11 protein-coding genes and 1 pseudogene are annotated in these 18157 nt (G+C 72.4%); 8 read left to right on the forward strand and 4 right to left on the reverse strand.

What is annotated here, in order from left to right:
• Positions 1-395 precede the first annotated feature (395 nt).
• Positions 396-2285 carry an AMP-dependent synthetase/ligase gene (locus ACH4DX_RS02170; protein WP_398153668.1) on the forward strand — a complete coding sequence of 630 codons (1890 nt, stop codon included), beginning with the start codon at positions 396-398 and terminating at the stop codon, positions 2283-2285.
• Positions 2286-2312: 27 nt separating this feature from the next.
• Here ACH4DX_RS02170 and ACH4DX_RS02175 read toward each other — a convergent pair whose 3' ends face one another.
• Positions 2313-2897, reverse strand: coding sequence for a response regulator (locus tag ACH4DX_RS02175; protein WP_398116996.1), 585 nt, complete (start codon positions 2895-2897; stop codon positions 2313-2315).
• A gap of 235 nt (positions 2898-3132) precedes the next feature.
• A pseudogene (locus tag ACH4DX_RS02180) lies at positions 3133-7125 on the reverse strand (HAMP domain-containing protein); the annotation flags it as partial.
• Between the two features lie 657 nt (positions 7126-7782).
• Between ACH4DX_RS02180 and ACH4DX_RS02185 the strand changes: the two are divergent.
• On the forward strand, positions 7783-9705 hold the full coding sequence (locus ACH4DX_RS02185) for a SpoIIE family protein phosphatase (RefSeq protein WP_398153669.1): 1923 nt from the start codon (positions 7783-7785) through the stop codon (positions 9703-9705).
• A gap of 169 nt (positions 9706-9874) precedes the next feature.
• Positions 9875-11107 (forward strand): radical SAM family heme chaperone HemW, encoded by a 1233-nt coding sequence (gene hemW, locus ACH4DX_RS02190; protein WP_398117000.1) that lies wholly within the window; start codon positions 9875-9877, stop codon positions 11105-11107.
• Between the two features lie 75 nt (positions 11108-11182).
• Here hemW and ACH4DX_RS02195 read toward each other — a convergent pair whose 3' ends face one another.
• Both ACH4DX_RS02195 and ACH4DX_RS02200 read right to left on the reverse strand, forming a co-directional pair.
• The gene (locus ACH4DX_RS02195) at positions 11183-12001 is read right to left on the reverse strand and encodes a DUF3097 domain-containing protein (protein ID WP_398153670.1); all 819 of its coding nucleotides are present in this window, start codon (positions 11999-12001) and stop codon (positions 11183-11185) included.
• Between the two features lie 23 nt (positions 12002-12024).
• Positions 12025-12762, reverse strand: coding sequence for an MBL fold metallo-hydrolase (locus tag ACH4DX_RS02200; RefSeq protein WP_398154159.1), 738 nt, complete (start codon positions 12760-12762; stop codon positions 12025-12027).
• Between the two features lie 236 nt (positions 12763-12998).
• Between ACH4DX_RS02200 and hrcA the strand changes: the two genes are divergently transcribed.
• The 5 genes from hrcA to ACH4DX_RS02225 all read left to right on the forward strand — a co-directional run bounded on the left by hrcA (position 12999) and on the right by ACH4DX_RS02225 (position 18152).
• Positions 12999-14015 (forward strand): heat-inducible transcriptional repressor HrcA, encoded by a 1017-nt coding sequence (gene hrcA / locus ACH4DX_RS02205; protein ID WP_398117004.1) that lies wholly within the window; start codon positions 12999-13001, stop codon positions 14013-14015.
• A complete protein-coding gene (gene dnaJ, locus ACH4DX_RS02210; RefSeq protein ID WP_398153671.1) occupies positions 14016-15155 on the forward strand; it encodes a molecular chaperone DnaJ in 1140 nt (379 codons plus the stop codon).
• A 442-nt stretch (positions 15156-15597) separates the two neighbouring features.
• Complete coding sequence (locus ACH4DX_RS02215; RefSeq protein ID WP_398153672.1) at positions 15598-16671, forward strand: nitronate monooxygenase; 1074 nt, start codon at positions 15598-15600, stop codon at positions 16669-16671.
• Entirely contained in the window at positions 16668-17417 is a 750-nt protein-coding gene (locus tag ACH4DX_RS02220; RefSeq protein ID WP_398153673.1) for a 16S rRNA (uracil(1498)-N(3))-methyltransferase, read from the forward strand. The genes ACH4DX_RS02215 and ACH4DX_RS02220 overlap by 4 nt, the downstream gene beginning before the upstream one ends.
• Before the next feature lie 93 nt (positions 17418-17510).
• Complete coding sequence (locus ACH4DX_RS02225) at positions 17511-18152, forward strand: hypothetical protein (protein WP_398153674.1); 642 nt, start codon at positions 17511-17513, stop codon at positions 18150-18152.
• Positions 18153-18157: the final 5 nt, after the last annotated feature.

The raw sequence follows: 18157 nt of genomic DNA on the forward strand, positions 1-18157 counted from the left end.
CCTCGGGCACCGTCACACGGATTCATCGAGCACGTCACACGGATTCATCGAGCACCGTCACACGGAAGAGCGCCTGCCCGCCCCCGGCCAGGCGCTCTTCCCGTTTCCCGCGCCCCCGCCCGCCCCACGGCCCGCGCCCCCGGCCCGCCCCACGACCTGCGCCCCCGGCGCGACCCCACCCCGCCCCCTGTGAGAAAGAACCCGTACGAAGTGACAGGCGGCAGCCCCTTACGCACCGGCCGCCCGGCCTTTACTCTGATCACTGCTCGGAGGTTACTCGCAAGTTAAACAAGCGCCGGAAGAGGCGCGCGAGCGTGGTAGCCGCAGTCAGTGATTGGGCAGCCAGCCAGCCAGAGAGAACAGACGCACGCACCGTCGCGGGCCCGGAGGATGTCGTGAGCGACACACAGACCTTGATCGATGACCGACCGCCCTCCGTGGCGCACGTCTTCCTGGAGCGGGTGGCGGCCACACCCGACGCCGAGGCCTACCGCTATCCCGTCCCTGCGGCATCGGGCGAGGGGCCCGACGACTGGAAGTCGCTCAGCTGGGCGCAGACTGCGGACCGGGTCTTCGCCATCGCGGCCGGCCTCGTCGACCTGGGCCTGCGCCCCGAGGACCGGGTGGCGCTCGCCTCCGCGACGCGCGTCGAGTGGATCCTCGCCGACCTGGGCATCCTCTGTGCCGGCGCGGCCACCACGACCGTGTATCCGCAGACCAACGCCGAGGAGTCCGCGTTCATCCTCGGCGACTCCGGCAGCCGGGTCCTGATCGCCGACAACGCCGAGCAGCTGGCGAAGGCGCGCGAGCAGCGGGGGAACCTGCCCGAGCTGAAGCACGTGGTGGTCTTCGACCCCGAGGGCGTCGAGCCCGCCGCGGAGGACCCCGAGGGGTGGGTCCTCACGCTCGCCGACCTGGAGGCCCGCGGCACCGCGCATCTGGAGAAGAACCCGGTCGCGGTCAAGGAGCGCATCGAGGCGATCCGTTCCGATCATCTCGCGACCATCATCTATACGTCGGGGACCACGGGCCGCCCCAAGGGTGTGCGGCTCCCGCACGACAACTGGTCGTACATGGCCAAGGCCATCGCGGCCATCGAGCTGCTCTTCCCCGATGACGTGCAGTACCTGTGGCTGCCGCTCGCGCATGTCTTCGGCAAGGTGCTGACCAGCGGCCAGATCGAGCTCGGGCACGTCACCGCCGTCGACGGCCGCGTCGACAAGATCATCGAGAATCTGCCGGTGGTGCAGCCGACGTACATGGCCGCGGTGCCGCGCATCTTCGAGAAGGTCTACAACGGAGCCGCGGCCAAGGCACGGGCCGGTGGCGGCGCCAAGTACAAGATCTTCCAGTGGGCGGCGGAGGTCGCACGGCAGTACGCCAGGACCAGCCAGGACAACTTCCGGCGCACCGGCGTCGCCTCGGTGCCGTTCGGGCTCGCCGCCAAGCACAAGGTCGCCGACAAGCTCGTCTACGCCAAGCTGCGCGAGGCCTTCGGCGGCCGGCTGCGGGCGGCAGTGTCGGGCTCCGCGGCTCTCGCGCCCGAGATCGGGTACTTCTTCGCGGGCGCGGGCATCCACATCCTGGAGGGCTACGGCCTCACCGAGACCTCCGCCGCGTCCTTCCTGAACCCCGGCGAGGCCTACCGCACCGGGACCGTCGGCAAGCCGCTGCCCGGCCTGGAGGTGCGGATCGCGGACGACGGCGAGATCCTGCTGCGCGGCCCCGGCATCATGGAGGGCTACCACGGCCAGCCGGAGAGGACCGCCGAGGTCCTGGAGTCCGACGGCTGGTTCCACACCGGGGACATCGGTGAGCTGTCCGTCGACGGCTATCTGCGGATCACCGACCGCAAGAAGGACCTGATCAAGACGTCCGGCGGCAAGTACATCGCGCCGGCGGAGGTCGAGGGCCAGTTCAAGGCCGTGTGTCCGTACGTCTCCAACATCCTCGTGCACGGCGCCGACCGGAACTTCTGCACCGCCCTCATCGCCCTCGACGAACCGGCCATCATGGCCTGGGCCGAGGAGAACGGCCTCGGCGGCAAGCCGTACGCCGAGGTGGTCGCGGACCCGGCGACGATCACGCTGGTCGAGGGGTATGTGAAGCAGCTCAACGACGGTCTCCAGCGCTGGCAGACCATCAAGAAGTTCCAGCTCCTGCCGCGGGACCTCGACGTCGAGCACGGCGAGCTGACCCCCAGCCTGAAGCTGAAGCGGCCGGTCGTGGAGCGCGAGTACAAGGAACTCATCGAGGAGATGTACGCGGGCTCGCGCGAGGCCTGACCCGGCCCGCGGACGCGGGCGGGCCGCTCACCCCGCCCGCCCGCGCCGCATCTCCCGCAGCAGCTCCTCCATGTGCGTGACGTGGTGGCGCAGTGCGAGTACGTCGTTCAGGCTGCTCGCCGCCAGCTGCCGTTCGACCGCGGCGAGCCGCGCGGACAGCTCGTCGAACTGCGCCTGCTCGCGCGCCAGCATCCGTTCGAGCTGCTGGTTCTTGCGGTGCAGTTCGAGGAAGACGGTGACCTTGGCGCGCAGCACCCAGGGGTCGAAGGGCTTGGTGAGATAGTCCGCGGCGCCCGTCGCATAGCCCCTGAACGCATAGCCCGAGTCGTTGTCGGTGCCCGTCAGGAAGATGATGGGCACGTCCTTCGTCTGGTCGAGCCGTTTGATGTTGGTCGCGGTCTCGAAGCCGTCCATGCCCGGCATCCGGACATCGAGGAGGATCACGGCGAAGCGCTGCCGCAGCAGGGCCTTCATCGCCTCCTCCCCGGACCTGGCCCGGACGAGCGGTTCGTTGAGGGAGCCGAGGACCGCTTCCAGGGCCATCAGGTTGTCCTCCATGTCGTCGACAAGGAGGATGCTCGCGCGGCTTTCGGTCGCCGCCTCTGTGCTCATGGTGGCAAGTGCCTCACTCGGTCGTGGGCGGAGCGGCCGGCTCCGCCGGGGTGCCGTACTGTTCCGGGGCGCCGTGCCGTTCCGGGTCGGCTGGGGTCTGCGGGCGCTCGAAGGAGTCGAGGACCGCGGGCGGGAGCGCGGGAGCGGGCTCCGCGGGCGCGTCGGGCTCCGCGGGCTCGTCCTGGGCAGCGGGCTGTTTGTAAACGGCCGCACCCTCGGGGTCGAGGAGTGAGCAGACGACGGTGAGCAGCTGGTCCACGTCCACCGGTTTCGGTACGTAGTCGGTGGCGCCCTGCGAGATCGCCTTCTCGCGGTCGCCGGGCATGGCCTTGGCGGTCAGCGCGACGATGGGCAGGCCGGTCCAGCGTGGGGTGCGGCGGATGGCGGCGATGGTCTCGTAGCCGTCCATCTCCGGCATCATGATGTCCATCAGGATCAGATCGGTGTCGGGGTTGCGCTCCAGGGTCTCGATGCCCTCGCGGCCGTTCTCGGCGTAGAGCACCACCAGGCCGACCCGGCTGAGGACATGGGTCAGGGCGAAGACGTTGCGGATGTCGTCGTCGACGATCAGCACCCTGCGGCCCGGCAGGGTCTGCCCCGCCCGGCCCTCCTTCCACGCCTCCAGCTTGGTCGGCGCGGGCCAGTTGTCCTCCGGCTCGGGCACGGTGTCCGCGGGCGGGGCGTCCGCCACGCTGTGCGGGTGGGGCGTGGGCGCGGGGAGCGTGCGCGAGGAGGCGTACGCCACGGCCGCCGCGCCGTGGCCCGGGTGCACCACGGGGACGTACAGCGTGAAGGTGGAGCCCTCGCCGGGCCTGCTGTGCGCGGTGATGCGGCCGCCGAGCAGCCCGGCGATCTCGCGGCTGATGGACAGGCCGAGGCCCGTGCCGCCGTACTTGCGGTTGGTGGTGCCGTCGACCTGCTGGAACGCCTCGAAGATGACCGGCAGCTGCTCGGGCGGGATGCCGATGCCGGTGTCCCTGACGGTGAAGCTCAGCACGTCGCCGCGGTCGCTCATGAGCGGGTCGGACGACTGGTCGGCGTGCTGGACGCGCAGCTCGACGCGGCCGTTGGCGGTGAACTTCACCGCGTTCGACAGGAGGTTCCGCAGGATCTGCTGGAGGCGCTGCTCGTCGGTGAACATCTCCCGCGGTACGTCGGTGCCGACGTGCACGTCGAAGGCGAGCCCGCGGTCGAGCGTGAGCGGCCGGAACGTGGCGTGCACATAGTCAAGGACCTTGATCAGCGGCAGCTTCTTGGGGCGTACGTCCATGCGGCCCGCCTCGATCTTCGACAGGTCGAGGATGTCGTTGATCAGCTGGAGCAGGTCCGAGCCCGAGCGGTGGATGGTGGTGGCGAACTGCACCTCCTGGTCGGAGAGGTGGCCGTCGGGGTTGTCGGAGAGCAGCCGGGCCAGGATGAGCAGGGAGTTCAGCGGCGTGCGCAGCTCGTGCGACATGTTCGCGAGGAACTCCGACTTGTACTGCGAGGACGTGGCGAGCAGGGCCGCCTTCTCCTCCAGTTCGGCGTTCGAGCGGCGCAGTTCCGCCTGCTGGCGCTGGAGCTCGTCGGAGCGTTCCTGCAACTGGGTGGCGAGCCGCTGGGACTCGCTGAGCAGCGACTCCGTACGGGAGTTGGCGATGATGGTGTTGATGGCGACGCCGATGGTGTTCACGAACTGGTCGAAGAACGCCAGGTGGACGTCGGAGAAGCGGGAGAACGTGGCCAGCTCGATGACGCCGAGCAGCTTGTCCTCGAACAGGATGGGGATGATGACGACGCTGGCCGGTGAGGCGTCCCCGAGACCTGAGTGGATCTTGATGTAGTCCGGCGGCACCTCGTCGAGGAGGATGCGCTTCTTCTCCAGGGCCGCCTGCCGCACCAGGCCGTGCGCGGGCATGCCCCCGGTATCGACGAGGAAGCCCTCCTCGGTGCCGCGGTCCTGGGCGGAGCCGTACCCGGCGATGAAGGCGAGGCCCTTGGCGGGCGAGGTCTGGAGCGGCACCGTGCCGTCGGCATCCGGGTCGGCCAGGAAGAACGCGCCGTACCCGGCGTTCACCAGCGGGGTCAGCTCGCGCAGGATCAGGTCCGCGACCTCCATCAGGTCCCGGTGGCCCTGCATCAGGCCCGCGAGCCTGGCCAGGTTCGACTCCAGCCAGTCCTTGGCGCGCGTGGTCTCGCGGAGGTTGGACACCATCAGGTTGATGTTGTCCTTGAGCTCGGCGACCTCGCCGCGCGTCTCCACGGTGATGGAGCGGGACATGTCGCCCTGCGCCACCGCGGAGGCGACCTCGGCGATCGCGCGGACCTGGGTGGTGAGGTTCAGCGCCAGTTCGTTGACGTTCGTGGTCAGGCGCTTCCAGGTGCCGTACACGCCCTCGACCCTGGCCTGACCGCCGAGCTGCCCCTCGGAGCCGACTTCGCGGGCCACCCGGGTGACCTCGGAGGAGAACGACGACAGCGTGTCCACCATCGTGTTGATGGTGGTCTTCAGCTCCAGGATCTCGCCGCGGGCGTCCACGTCGATCTTCTTCGACAGGTCGCCCTGCGCCACCGCCGTCGCGACCTGCGCGATGTTGCGGACCTGCCCGGTGAGGTTGTCCGCCATGTAGTTGACGTTGTCGGTGAGGTCCTTCCACACGCCCGACACGCCGAGGACCTGGGCGCGGCCGCCCAGCCTGCCGTCCGTGCCCACCTCGCGGGCCACGCGGGTCACCTCGTCGGCGAAGGCGCGCAGCTGCTCCACCATCGTGTTGACGGTGTCCTTCAGCTCCAGGATCTCGCCGCGCGCCGTCACCGTGATCATCTTGGAGAGGTCGCCGTTGGCGACGGCGGTGGTGACCTGGGCGATGTTGCGCACCTGGGAGGTGAGGTTCGACGCCATGAAGTTGACGTTGTCCGTCAGCTCCTCCCAGACGCCGCTGACGCCGCGCACCTGCGCCTGACCACCGAGGTTGCCCTCGGTGCCGACCTCGCGGGCCACGCGGGTGACCTCGTCGGCGAACGCGGAGAGCTGGTCGACCATCGTGTTGATCGTCGATTTCAGCTCCAGGATCTCGCCCTTGGCCTCGACGGTGATCTTCTTCGACAGATCGCCCTGGGCGACCGCCGTCGACACCAGGGCGATGTTGCGGACCTGGGACGTGAGGTTGTCCGCCATGAAGTTGACGTTGTCGGTGAGGTCCTTCCACACCCCGGAGACACCGCGTACGTGGGCACGGCCGCCGAGGTTGCCCTCGGTGCCGACCTCGCGGGCGACGCGGGTCACCTCGTCGGCGAACGCGGAGAGCTGGTCGACCATCGTGTTGACGGTGTCCTTGAGCTCCAGGATCTCGCCGCGGGCGTCGACCGTGATCTTCTGGCTCAGGTCGCCGTTGGCGACGGCGGTGGTGACCTGGGCGATGTTGCGCACCTGGGAGGTGAGGTTCGACGCCATGAAGTTGACGTTGTCGGTGAGGTCCTTCCACACGCCCGAGACACCCCGGGCCTGCGCCCGGCCGCCGAGCCGCCCCTCGGTGCCGACCTCCCGCGCCACCCTGGTCACTTCCGCCGCGAACGCCGACAGCTGTTCGACCATGGTGTTCACGGTGAGCTTCAGTTCGAGCAGCTCACCGGTGGCCTCGACCGTGACTGTGCGGGTCAGGTCCCCCTGCGCCACGGCCGTGGTCACCAGGGCGATGTCACGCACCTGCGCGGTCAGCCGGGAGGCCATGGTGTTCACGGCCTCCGTCACGTCCCGCCAGCTCCCGGACAGGCCGCGGACCTTGGCGCGCCCGCCGAGCCGCCCCTCGGTGCCGACCTCGCGGGCGACGCGTGTGACCTCGCCCGTGAACAGGGAGAGCTGGTCGACCATCGTGTTGACGGCGCGGCCGAGGCGGCGCAGGTCGCCGCGCAGCTCGCGGGAGCCGTCGTGCAGGTCGACGCGCTGGGTGAGGTCGCCGCCCGCGACGGCGTTGAGCACCCGGGTGGCGTTCGTGGCGGGCGCGACCAGGGAGTCGAGGAGCGAGTTCACCTCGATGATGCGGGTGGCCCAGCTGCCCTGGCCCGGGCTCGCCGTGAACCGCTCGTCGAGCCGTCCGTGGCGGACCATCTCCCGGCGTACGCGGATCAGCTCGTGGTCGAAGTGGGTGGATCGGTCCACCAGTTCGTTGAACACCGTGACCAGCTCCGCGACCACGCCGGAGCCGGTGTGCGGAGCCTTGGTGAAGTTGCCGTCGCGGGCGGCCCGCATGGCGGCGAGCAGGGCACGCAGCTCGGAATCGGCGTCGGATCCGGTACCGGTGCCGGTGCCCGTGCCTGAGCCGGTTTCGGTGGACGCACCCGCCCGGCGGCGCCCCGCAGAGGGCGCCCCCGCGCCCGGTCTCCCGGCTGCCACGCCGGGCTCGGGGGCCCGCGTGGACCCGGCCGCCCGCGTGGGCTTGGCCGCTCGCGTGGGCTTGGCGGCCCGCCGGGGAGCCGACCGCGGGGCAGGGACCGCCGGGCTCGGCGGGGCCGCTGGATCTGCCGATGCCCCCGGGCCTGTCGGTAACGGACTGTCAGGAACCCCGGACGGCAGGGGCGACACGGCCGAGTGGACCTGCCCGGTGGCGACTGGCCGGAACCCGTCGGACGCCGGAGCCGCCGCCGGGGCCTCGTTCCGCGCGGCGGGATCCGTGGTGGCCGGTGGGGGCGGGTGGGCCGGTCCGGGCGCGGGGCCCCGAGCCGGAACCGGCGCGGAACCCGCCGCGGCGTCGGTTGACGGAATCTGACCGCGTCCGAGCGGGGGCGTAGCACTGTTCTCACTCATGGTGGCCCACTTCGGTGACTCGGTGCTTACGGGCTCAACCAGTCTGTCACTCTGTCCGTGTCGCCTGAGGCGTATTCGTCCGAACTGCTCAGGAGCCACTCTGTGGGGGCCGTACCGATGCAACCGGAGACCGCGTTCCGCGCTGCCGGCGAGGCCGCGGCCCGCTCCGCGCCGCCGTCGGTGGTGCGCACGTCGCTGCCCGGGAACCCGCTGGCACCCGCGGCGGCCCGCAAGTTCGTGCGCGCAGCCCTCGCCGACCGGGCCGAGCCGGGCACGCCCGCGGCCACCGGCCGCACGGACCGCCTCGCCGACGACGCGGTGCTCCTGGTCAGCGAGCTGGCGACGAACGCGGTGGTGCACGCGGGCACCGCGGTGGAGATCCTGTGCCGGTTCGACCCGGGGGTGCCGGGCGAGAGCACCGACGCGGTGGTCATCGAGGTGTCCGACCACCACCCGGCGCGCGCGGTCCGCAACGAACCGCGCCCTTCCCAGCCAGGCACCCCGGAGTACGGCCGCGGCCTGCAACTCGTCGCCCTGCTGTCCGAGGCCTGGGGCATCACCTACCGCTCCGGCACCAAGACGGTCTGGGCGCGCCTGCCCGTCGACGTGGACGCCGACGCCGCGCAGGACCCGGACGCGGGCGACGAGGAGTCGACCCGGCGGGAACTGCGCGCCGCCGAGATACTGGCGCCGTTGCCCAGGAGAGCCCCGCACGACACGGACTGGATCAACCGGGGCGCGCTCACCTTCCTCGCCGAGGCCTCCGACCTGCTGGCGGGGCAGTTCGACGAGAACCTGGTCGCCGCCCTGACGGGCCAGCTCCTCGTGCCGCGGCTCGCGGACTGGTGCGCGGTGTGGCTCGACGACGAGGCGGAGGGAGCGGGGCGCGCGCTCGATGGCCGCGCGCCCGGCACACGCCTCGCGCGCGTCTGGCACACGAGTGAACAGCGCATGGAGGAACTGCGCCGGCTCCTGGAGAAGGATCCGCCGCGGCTCACCGAGGCCGCGGGCTCGGGCGCGGTGTCCGTACCGTGGCCCGGTCAGGCGCTGAGCGCCGGCGAGTCGGCGGGCGCGGCGCTCGCGTACCGCCTGGTGGCAGGCGGGCGGCAGCTGGGCACCCTGGTGATCGGCCGGGCCGGCCTCGTGCGCTTCCCCGACGAGGCCACGGGCCTCGTCGAGGACTTCAGCCGCAGGGTGGCCCTCGCGATCGGCGCGGCCCGCCGCTACCAGCGCCAGGCCACCATCAGCAAGGTGCTCCAGCGCGGTCTGCTGCCGGGCGCCCTCGCGGAGATCCCCGGCGTGGAGAGCGGCATCGTGTACGAGCCGCGGGAGCAGGGCGGCCCCGGCGGCGACTTCTACGACGTGTTCCCCGCCGGGCAGGGCCGCTGGTGCTTCGCGCTCGGCGACGTCCAGGGCAAGGGCCCCGAGGCGGCGGTCCTCATCGGGCTCGCCAGGCCCTGGCTGCGGCTGCTCGCCCGTGAGGGCTACCACGTCGCGGAGGTCCTCGACCGCCTCAACCAGCTCCTGCTCGACGACGCCACGGAGGCGGCCGACGCGGCCGCGGCCGTCCTCGCCGTCGCCGGCGGCCAGGGGGACCCGCTGGAGGGCCCGACCTCACGCTTCCTCTCGCTCCTCTACGGAGAGCTGGTCCCCTACGAGGGCGGTGTGCGCTGCACCGTGGCGTGCGCCGGGCACCCGCTGCCGCTGCTGCTCGGCGCCGACGGGGTGGTCAGGTCCGTCGCCTCCCCGCAGATGCTCCTGGGCGTCGTCGACGACGAGACGTACATCAGCGAGACCTTCGACATGAAGGCCGACGACACGCTGCTGTGCGTCACGGACGGTGTGACGGAGCGCCGCTCGGGACGGTACCTCTTCGACGACGGCGACGGCCTCGCGAAGGCCCTCGCGGGCTGCGCGGGCCTGGACGCGGGCCTCGTCGCCGAGCGCATCCGCCGCCTCGTCCACGAGTACGCGACGCACCCGCCCGACGACGACCTGGCCCTGCTGGTCCTCAAGGCGAGATGACGCGCACGGCCTCGACACGGCAGGGGCGACAGCTCCAACCCGACCGGCGCGTGCGGTATCAGACCGTCCGGCGTTCCAGGACGGGCCCGCAGGGCGATCGACGGCACCCACGGCCGGGCAGGGCGATCGACGGCGCCCCCCACGCACGGGGTGCGGGACAATGGCAGACATGCCTTCCGCACTGCCCGACGGTGAGCCCATGCCCGAGGACGGGACGCTCCCCGCGTCCGCCCTCGCCGGAGCGGGCGAGCGACCGCTCGGCTTCTACCTGCACGTGCCGTACTGCGCGACCCGCTGCGGCTACTGCGACTTCAACACGTACACCGCGACGGAGCTGCGCGGCACCGGCGGCGTCCTCGCCTCCCGCGACAACTACGCGGACACCCTCGCCGACGAGGTCCGCCTCGCCCGGAAGGTCCTCGGTGACGACCCGCGGCCGGTACGGACCGTCTTCGTGGGCGGCGGCACGCCCACGCTGCTCGCCGCCGACGACCTCGTCCGCATGCTGAAGGCCGTACGCGACGAGTTCGGGCTCGCGGACGACGCGGAGATCACGACGGAGGCCAACCCCGAGTCGGTCGACCCGGCCTATCTGGGCGCCCTGCGCGAGGGCGGCTTCAACCGGATCTCCTTCGGCATGCAGAGCGCCAAGCAGCACGTCCTGAGGATCCTCGACCGTACGCACACCCCGGGGCGGCCCGAGGCCTGCGTGGCCGAGGCGCGCGCGGCGGGCTTCGACCACGTCAACCTCGACCTGATCTACGGCACCCCCGGGGAGACCGACGCCGACTGGCGGGCCTCCCTGGACGCGGCGATCGGGGCGGGGCCCGACCACGTGTCGGCGTACGCCCTGATCGTCGAGGAGGGCACGCAGCTCGCACGGCGGATCCGGCGCGGGGAGGTGCCCATGACGGACGACGACGTGCACGCGGACCGCTACTTGATCGCCGACGAGGTCCTCGGCGGTGCCGGGTTCGACTGGTACGAGGTGTCGAACTGGGCCACCTCCGAGGCGGGGCGGTGTCTGCACAACGAGCTGTACTGGCGGGGCGCCGACTGGTGGGGGGCCGGGCCGGGGGCCCACAGCCACGTGGGGGGCGTGCGGTGGTGGAACGTGAAGCATCCCGGTGCGTACGCGGCGGCCCTCGCCGGGGGTCGCTCGCCCGGGGCCGGGCGTGAGGTGCTCGCCGACGAGGACCGGCGGGTCGAGCGGGTCCTCCTCGAGCTGCGCCTCCGGGAGGGGTGTCCGCTGGCGCTGCTGAAGCCCGCGGGGCTCGACGCGGCCCTGCGGGCGCGGTCTGCGGGGTTGCTCGAAGCCCGGCCCTTCGATGCTGGGCGGGCCGTGCTCACCCTGCGGGGGCGGTTGCTCGCCGACGCCGTGGTGCGGGACCTCGTGGACTGACGTTCCCCCTGGTCCTGGGGGGGGCTGCCCATAGAGGGCGGGGGAGCGGGCCGGTTGCCCACGGCGAGAACCGGCTCAGGGAGCCGTCACGAAGTCGATCAGCTCTTCCACTCTTCCGAGGAGCGCGGGTTCCAGGTCCTTGTAGCTGTGGACCGAGCCCAGGATGTGCTGCCAGGCCGCGCCCGTGTGGGACGGCCAGCCGAGGCCCCGGCAGATGCCGGTCTTCCAGTCCTGGCCGTGGGGGACGCGGGGCCAGGCGGTGATGCCCACCGAGGACGGCTTCACGGCCTCCCAGATGTCGATGTAGGGGTGGCCGACCACCAGGGCGTGCTCGCTGCTGACGGAGGCGGCGATGCGGGACTCCTTCGTACCGGGTACGAGGTGGTCCACCAGGACGCCGAGGCGGGCGTCGGGGCCCGGGGCGAACTCGGCCACGATGGCGGGCAGGTCGTCGATGCCCTCCAGGTACTCGACGACGACGCCCTCGATGCGCAGGTCGTCGCCCCAGACCTTCTCGACGAGCTCGGCGTCGTGGCGGCCCTCCACGTAGATGCGCCCCGCGCGGGCCACGCGCGCCCGCGCGCCGGGCACGGCGAGCGAACCGGAGGCGGTGCGGGCGGGCGTCCGGGGCGCGGCGACGGCCGACGGGCGCACGAGGGTGACGACGCGCCCCTCCAGAAGGAACCCGCGCGGCACCATCGGGAACACCCGGTGCTTGCCGAAGCGGTCCTCCAGGGTGACCGTCGGCCCCTCGGCCGTCTTCTCGCAGCGGATCACCGCACCGCAGAAGCCGGTCCCGACCTCCTCCACGACCAGGTCGGTCTCGGCGGGCACCTCCGGGACGGCCTTCGGCTTCTTCCACGGCGGGGTCAGGTCCGGGTTGTAGCTGCGCATGGACCAGACGTTATGGCATGCCGTCAGGCGACGCCGAACCGGTGGGCGAGGGTGTCGCGTTGGGCGCGGACGAAGGCGGCGTCGACGACGGCCCCGTGCCCCGGCACGTACACGGCGTCGGAGCCGCCCAGGTCGAGCAGCCGGTCCAGGGCGGCGGGCCACCGCGCGGGCACGGCGTCGGGCCCGGCCTGCGGCTCGCCGGACTCCTCGACCAGGTCGCCGCAGAAGACGACGCCGGGCTCACCGGGGCCGCCGGGCACGAGCACGGCCAGGTCGTGCGCGGTGTGCCCGGGGCCGACGGCGGCGAGCAGCACCCGGGTGCCGCCGCCGAGGTCGAGCGTCCGCTCCCCGGCGACCAGGTGCCGGGGGCGGACGAGCAGGTCGGCGGCCTCGGCGGCGGCGGCCGGGTCGAGGCCGTGGGCGACGGCGTCGGCGCGCAGGGCGTCGCGTCCGGCGCCGAGGACGGTGTCGACGCCGACGGCACCGAACACCTCGACGCCCGCGAACGCCGCCGCGCCGAGGACGTGGTCGAAGTGGGGGTGGGTGAGCGCGAGATGGGTGACGCGGCGGTCGCCGCCGAGCAGGTGCCGGGCCCCGGTGCGCAGCCGGGAGCCCTCGCGCAGGCTCGCCCCCGCCTCGATCATCAGGGCGGCGTCGGTGCCGGCGACGAGCCCGGCGGTGCAGTCCCACACGGGAAGGCGGCACCGCCCCACGCGCGCGGTGAGCCGTTCCCAGCCGGATTCCGCCCAGGCAGGGGTCACGGCCGGGGCGGGCGGGCAGGTGTCCATGGCACGACGCTAACGCCAGGGGCCACGGCGGGCCGCGGGGGCCCCGCGGCGGCCGCCCTCCGGCACGACAGGGCGTCGGCCCTTGCCGGGTCTGTACCCGTCGGCCGTACACTGATTCGTCGAAGGCTGGCACTCCCCGCGGGTGAGTGCCAGGGTGAGGGGCCGCCGCGGGGGCTCAGGGCGCGGGACGACAGGTGGAGGTGTGCGCGATGCTCAGTGAACGCAGGCTCGAAGTGCTGCGCGCCATCGTCCACGACTACGTCGGCACGGAGGAGCCCGTCGGCTCCAAGGCGCTCACCGAGCGCCACCGCCTCGGCGTCTCCCCGGCCACGGTCCGCAACGACATGGCCGCGCTCGAGGAGGAAGGGTTCATCGCCCAGCCGCACACCAGTGCCGGACGCATCCCGACCGACAAGGGCTACCGCCTGTTCGTGGACCGCCTCGCCGGTGTGAAGCCGATGACGGCGCCGGAGCGCCGCGCGATCCAGAACTTCCTGGACGGCGCGGTGGACCTCGACGACGTGGTGGGACGCACGGTGCGGCTGCTCGCGCAGCTGACCCGGCAGGTCGCGGTGGTGCAGTATCCGTCCCTGACCCGCTCCACGGTGCGGCATGTGGAGTTGCTCTCACTGGCTCCCGCCCGGCTGATGCTGGTCCTGATCACGGACACGGGACGGGTCGAGCAGCGCATGATCGACTGCCCGGCGCCGTTCGGTGAGTCCTCGCTCGCCGATCTGCGGGCACGGCTCAACAGCCGGGTCGCGGGCCGCCGCTTCTCCGACGTGCCGCAGCTGGTGCAGGACCTCACCGAGTCCTTCGACAAGGACGACCGGGGCACGGTGGCCACGGTCCTGTCCACGCTCCTCGAAACGCTGGTCGAGGAGACCGAGGAGCGGCTGATGATCGGCGGTACGGCCAATCTCACCCGCTTCGGACATGACTTTCCCCTCACCATCAGGCCGGTGCTCGAGGCCCTTGAGGAGCAGGTCGTCCTCCTCAAGTTGCTTGGTGAGGCGACCGATTCGGGCATGACGGTCAAGATCGGGCATGAGAACGCCCACGAGGGGCTCAGCTCCACGTCGGTGGTCTCCGTCGGCTACGGTTCGGGGAGCGAGGCAGTGGCCAAGCTGGGCGTGGTCGGACCGACCCGCATGGACTATCCGGGAACGATGGGAGCAGTACGCGCAGTGGCACGTTACGTCGGACAGATCCTGGCGGAGTCGTAAGTGGCCACGGACTACTACGCCGTACTCGGCGTGCGCCGCGACGCTTCCCAGGACGACATCAAGAAGGCATTCCGGCGGCTCGCCCGCGAGCTGCATCCGGACGTCAACCCCGATCCGAAGACGCAGGAGCGCTTCAAGGAGATCAACGCCGCGTACGAGGTGTTGTCGGACCCGCAGAAGAAGCAGGTCTACGACCTCGGCGGCGACCCGCTGTCCCAGTCCGGCGGTGCCGGCGGGGCAGGCGGCTTCGGAGCGGGTGGCTTCGGCAACTTCTCCGACATCATGGACGCGTTCTTCGGTACGGCGTCGCAGCGCGGCCCGAGGTCGCGGACGCGGCGCGGGCAGGACGCCATGATCCGCCTGAAGATCGACCTCGACGAGGCGGCCTTCGGCACCACCAAGGACCTCCAGGTCGACACGGCGGTGGTCTGTACGACCTGTTCCGGTGAGGGTGCCGCGCCCGGTACCTCCGCCCAGACCTGTGACATGTGCCGCGGTCGCGGCGAGGTGTCCCAGGTCACGCGGTCCTTCCTCGGCCAGGTCATGACCTCCCGCCCGTGTCCGCAGTGCCAGGGCTTCGGGACCGTGGTGCCCACGCCGTGCCCCGAGTGCGCGGGCGACGGACGGGTGCGGTCGCGGCGCACGCTCACCGTGAAGATCCCCGCCGGTGTCGACAACGGCACGCGGATCCAGCTCGCCGGTGAGGGCGAGGTGGGCCCCGGCGGTGGTCCCGCCGGTGACCTGTACGTGGAGATCCACGAGCTGCCGCACCCCACGTTCCAGCGGCGCGGGGACGATCTGCACTGCACCGTCACGCTCCCGATGACGGCTGCGGCGCTCGGTACGAAGGTGCCGCTCGAGACGCTCGACGGCACCGAGGAAGTGGACATCCGTCCGGGTACGCAGTCGGGGCAGTCGATCCCGTTGCACGGGCGGGGTGTGACGCACTTGCGCGGTGGCGGGCGCGGTGACCTAATCGTGCACGTCGAGGTGCTCACGCCGAGCAAGCTCGATCCCGAGCAGGAGCGGTTGCTGCGGGAGCTCGCGCAGCTGCGCGGGGAGGAACGGCCCACCGGGCAGTTCCAGCCCGGGCAGCAGGGGTTGTTCTCGCGCCTGAAGGACGCGTTCAACGGGCGGTGACGCCTTGAGCGGACGGCCCGGGGTGATCTCACCCCGGGCCGTTCCGCTTTCCCCCGCTTTGACGGTCCCGTACACCGTGGGCTGCGCCCACCGTTCCACCCCTGGCGGACCAGCTGCCCACAGCCGGGGGGCAGAGCGGTCGGGGCCCGCGCCGGGGATCACGCCCGCGCCGGGATCACCCCCGCCCCGGGGATCACCCCCGCCCCGGGGATCATGCCCGCGCCGGAGATCACGCCCGCCCCGGGATCAAGCCGCCCCGGGGATCATGGGTGGGTGGGTGGGAGAACCCGCCGCGAAGCGGCGGGACGGTACGCACGCCGCCGGAGCGGTACGCACGCCGCCGGAGCGGTACGCACGCCGCCGGCACGGCGCACCCAACCGCAGAGGGCCCCCGGCCAGCCCCCGCACAAGGCGCCCCCGCCAGACGTGGCACGATGCCGGTATGTCCTCCGCGTTCAACGATCTCTGTCGCTGTCCGATCGTGCAGGCCCCGATGGCGGGCGGGGCCTCGACGCCGCAGCTGGTGGCGGCCGTCTCCGAGGCCGGGGGGCTCGGGTGTCTCGCCGCCGGGTACAAAACCGCCGACGGCATGTACCAGGAGATCAAACAGGTGCGCGGCCTGACGGCGCGGCCGTTCGGCGTGAACCTGTTCATGCCGCAGCCCGAGTACGCCGACCCCGCCGCGGTGGAGGTCTACCGCAACCAGCTCGCGGGCGAGGCCACCTGGTACGAGACGCAGCTCGGCGACACCGACGGCAAGCGGGACGACGGCTACGACGCCAAGCTGGCGATCCTGCTCGACGACCCGGTGCCGCTCGTGTCCTTCACGTTCGGCTGCCCCACCCGGCAGGTCGTCCAGGCCTTCGACCGGGTCGGCACCCGCACGGTCGTCACCGTCACCACGCCGGAGGAGGCCCAGGCGGCCCAGCTCGCGGGCGCCGATGCCGTCTGCGTGCAGGGCATCGAGGCCGGCGGCCACCAGGGCACGCACCGCGACAACCCGGAGACGGACAGCGCGGGGCTCGGCCTGCTCAGCCTGATCGCGCAGGTCCGCGAGGCCGTCGAGCTGCCCGTGATCGCGGCGGGCGGCCTCATGCGCGGCGGCCAGATCGCCGCCGTACTGGCCGCGGGCGCCGACCTCGCCCAGCTCGGCACCGCCTTCCTCGTCACCCCCGAGTCCGGCGCGCAGCCGCTGCACAAGCAGGCCATGACGAACCCGCTGTTCGTGCACACGGAGCTGACGCGGGCCTTCTCCGGCCGCCCCGCGCGCGGCCTGGTGAACCGCTTCATGCGCGAGCACGGCCCGTACGCCCCGGCCGCGTACCCGCAGGTCCACTACCTGACGGCCGGGCTGCGCAAGGCCGCGGCCAAGGCCGGTGACCCGCAGGCCATGGCGCTGTGGGCGGGCCAGGGGCACCGCCTCGCGCGGGAGCTGCCCGCGGCGCAGCTGGTGGAGGTCCTGGTGGCCGAGCTGGACGAGGCGAAGGCGGCGTTCGCCGCGTGGGGTGCGCGGTGACGGCCCCGGTCTTCGTCGTCGAGGAGTTCCGGGACGCGGCCGCGGGAGGCCGGTACGTCCTCGACGGGTCCGAGGGACGGCACGCCGTGTCCGTGAAGCGGCTGCGGGCGGGCGAGGACGTCGTCCTCACCGACGGCGCCGGACGCTGGGCGCGGGGCGTCGTCGCCGACACCGAGGGCAAGGACCGTCTTGTCGTGTCCATCGGCGACGGCGGCGTACGCGAGGAGCCCGCGGAGGCCCCTCGTATCACCGTCGTCCAGGCCCTGCCCAAGGGCGACCGCGGTGAGCTGGCCGTGGAGACCATGACCGAGACCGGTGTGGACGCCGTCGTGCCGTGGGCCGCCGCCCGCTGCATCACGCGGTGGAAGGGGGAGCGCGGCCAGAAGGCGCTCTCCAAGTGGCGGGCGACGGCACGCGAGGCGGGCAAGCAGTCGCGGCGCGTGCGCTTCCCCGAGGTCGCGGAGCTCGCGACGACCAAGCAGGTCGCCGCCCTCCTGGCCGAAGCGGACTTCGCCGCGGTCCTGCACGAGGAGGGCAGCGCACCGCTGGCCGCCGCCGAGCTGCCCGCCGCGGGGCACCTCGTCCTCGTCGTCGGCCCCGAGGGCGGCGTGTCCCCGGACGAGCTGGCGGCGTTCGCGCGGGCGGGCGCCGGTCCCTACCGGCTCGGGCGCAGCGTGCTGCGCACGTCGACCGCGGGCACCGCGGCGGCGGCCCTGCTCCTCGGCAGGACGGGACGCTGGTCCTGACCCGGCCCCGAGCCCCTGGTGACCGTACGCTGCCCAGCGGTATGGCCGTACGCGGTCTACCGGACCGGGGCGCGCAGTGGCACCCTCACGCCCATGAGCGCATCCAGGCGATTACCGGCGGCACCGCGGCGGGCTCTGCTCGCCCTCGGCGTCGTGGCCGCGGCCGGTGCGGGCCTGACCGGCTGCGACCCGGTCGAGGGCACCATGAGCACGTCCGCCGTGGCGATCACCACCGACAAGACGGCCACCCGCGAACTGGAGCGGCAGCACGCCGAGGTGGACTGGCTGACCTGCCACGCCTCGTACGTCGGCGGCGACAAGGAGGCGGGGGAGTCCGACAAGAAGCGGAAGGCCGAGGTCGACTGCCGGGGCCAGACCGACGACGACAAGGTCGTCACTGTCAGGGGCCGGGTCACCGACGTCACCAACGGCGCCTGCGTACGTGGGAACCTGACCGCGAAGGTCGGCAAGGAGGAGTGGTTCCGCGCGGACGTCCTGGGCGACTGCGACCGCGGCGACCGGAACGACGGCGACCAGCACGACAGCGGCGGCCAGGGTGACGGGAACCGGAACGGGAACGGTGACGACGGCCGTGGTGACGGGAACGGGAACGGCGGGAAGGACGAGCAGGTCGACCACGACGAGCAGGTCGACCACGACGGGCCCGAGCCCGACCCCGCCCCCACCGCCACCGTCACGGTGACCGAGCACCCCGGCCAAGAGTCGGGCAAGTGATCCAA

The sequence above is a fragment of the Streptomyces sp. NPDC017940 genome (genome assembly GCF_044328435.1).
Taxonomy (GTDB): Bacteria; Actinomycetota; Actinomycetes; order Streptomycetales; family Streptomycetaceae; genus Streptomyces.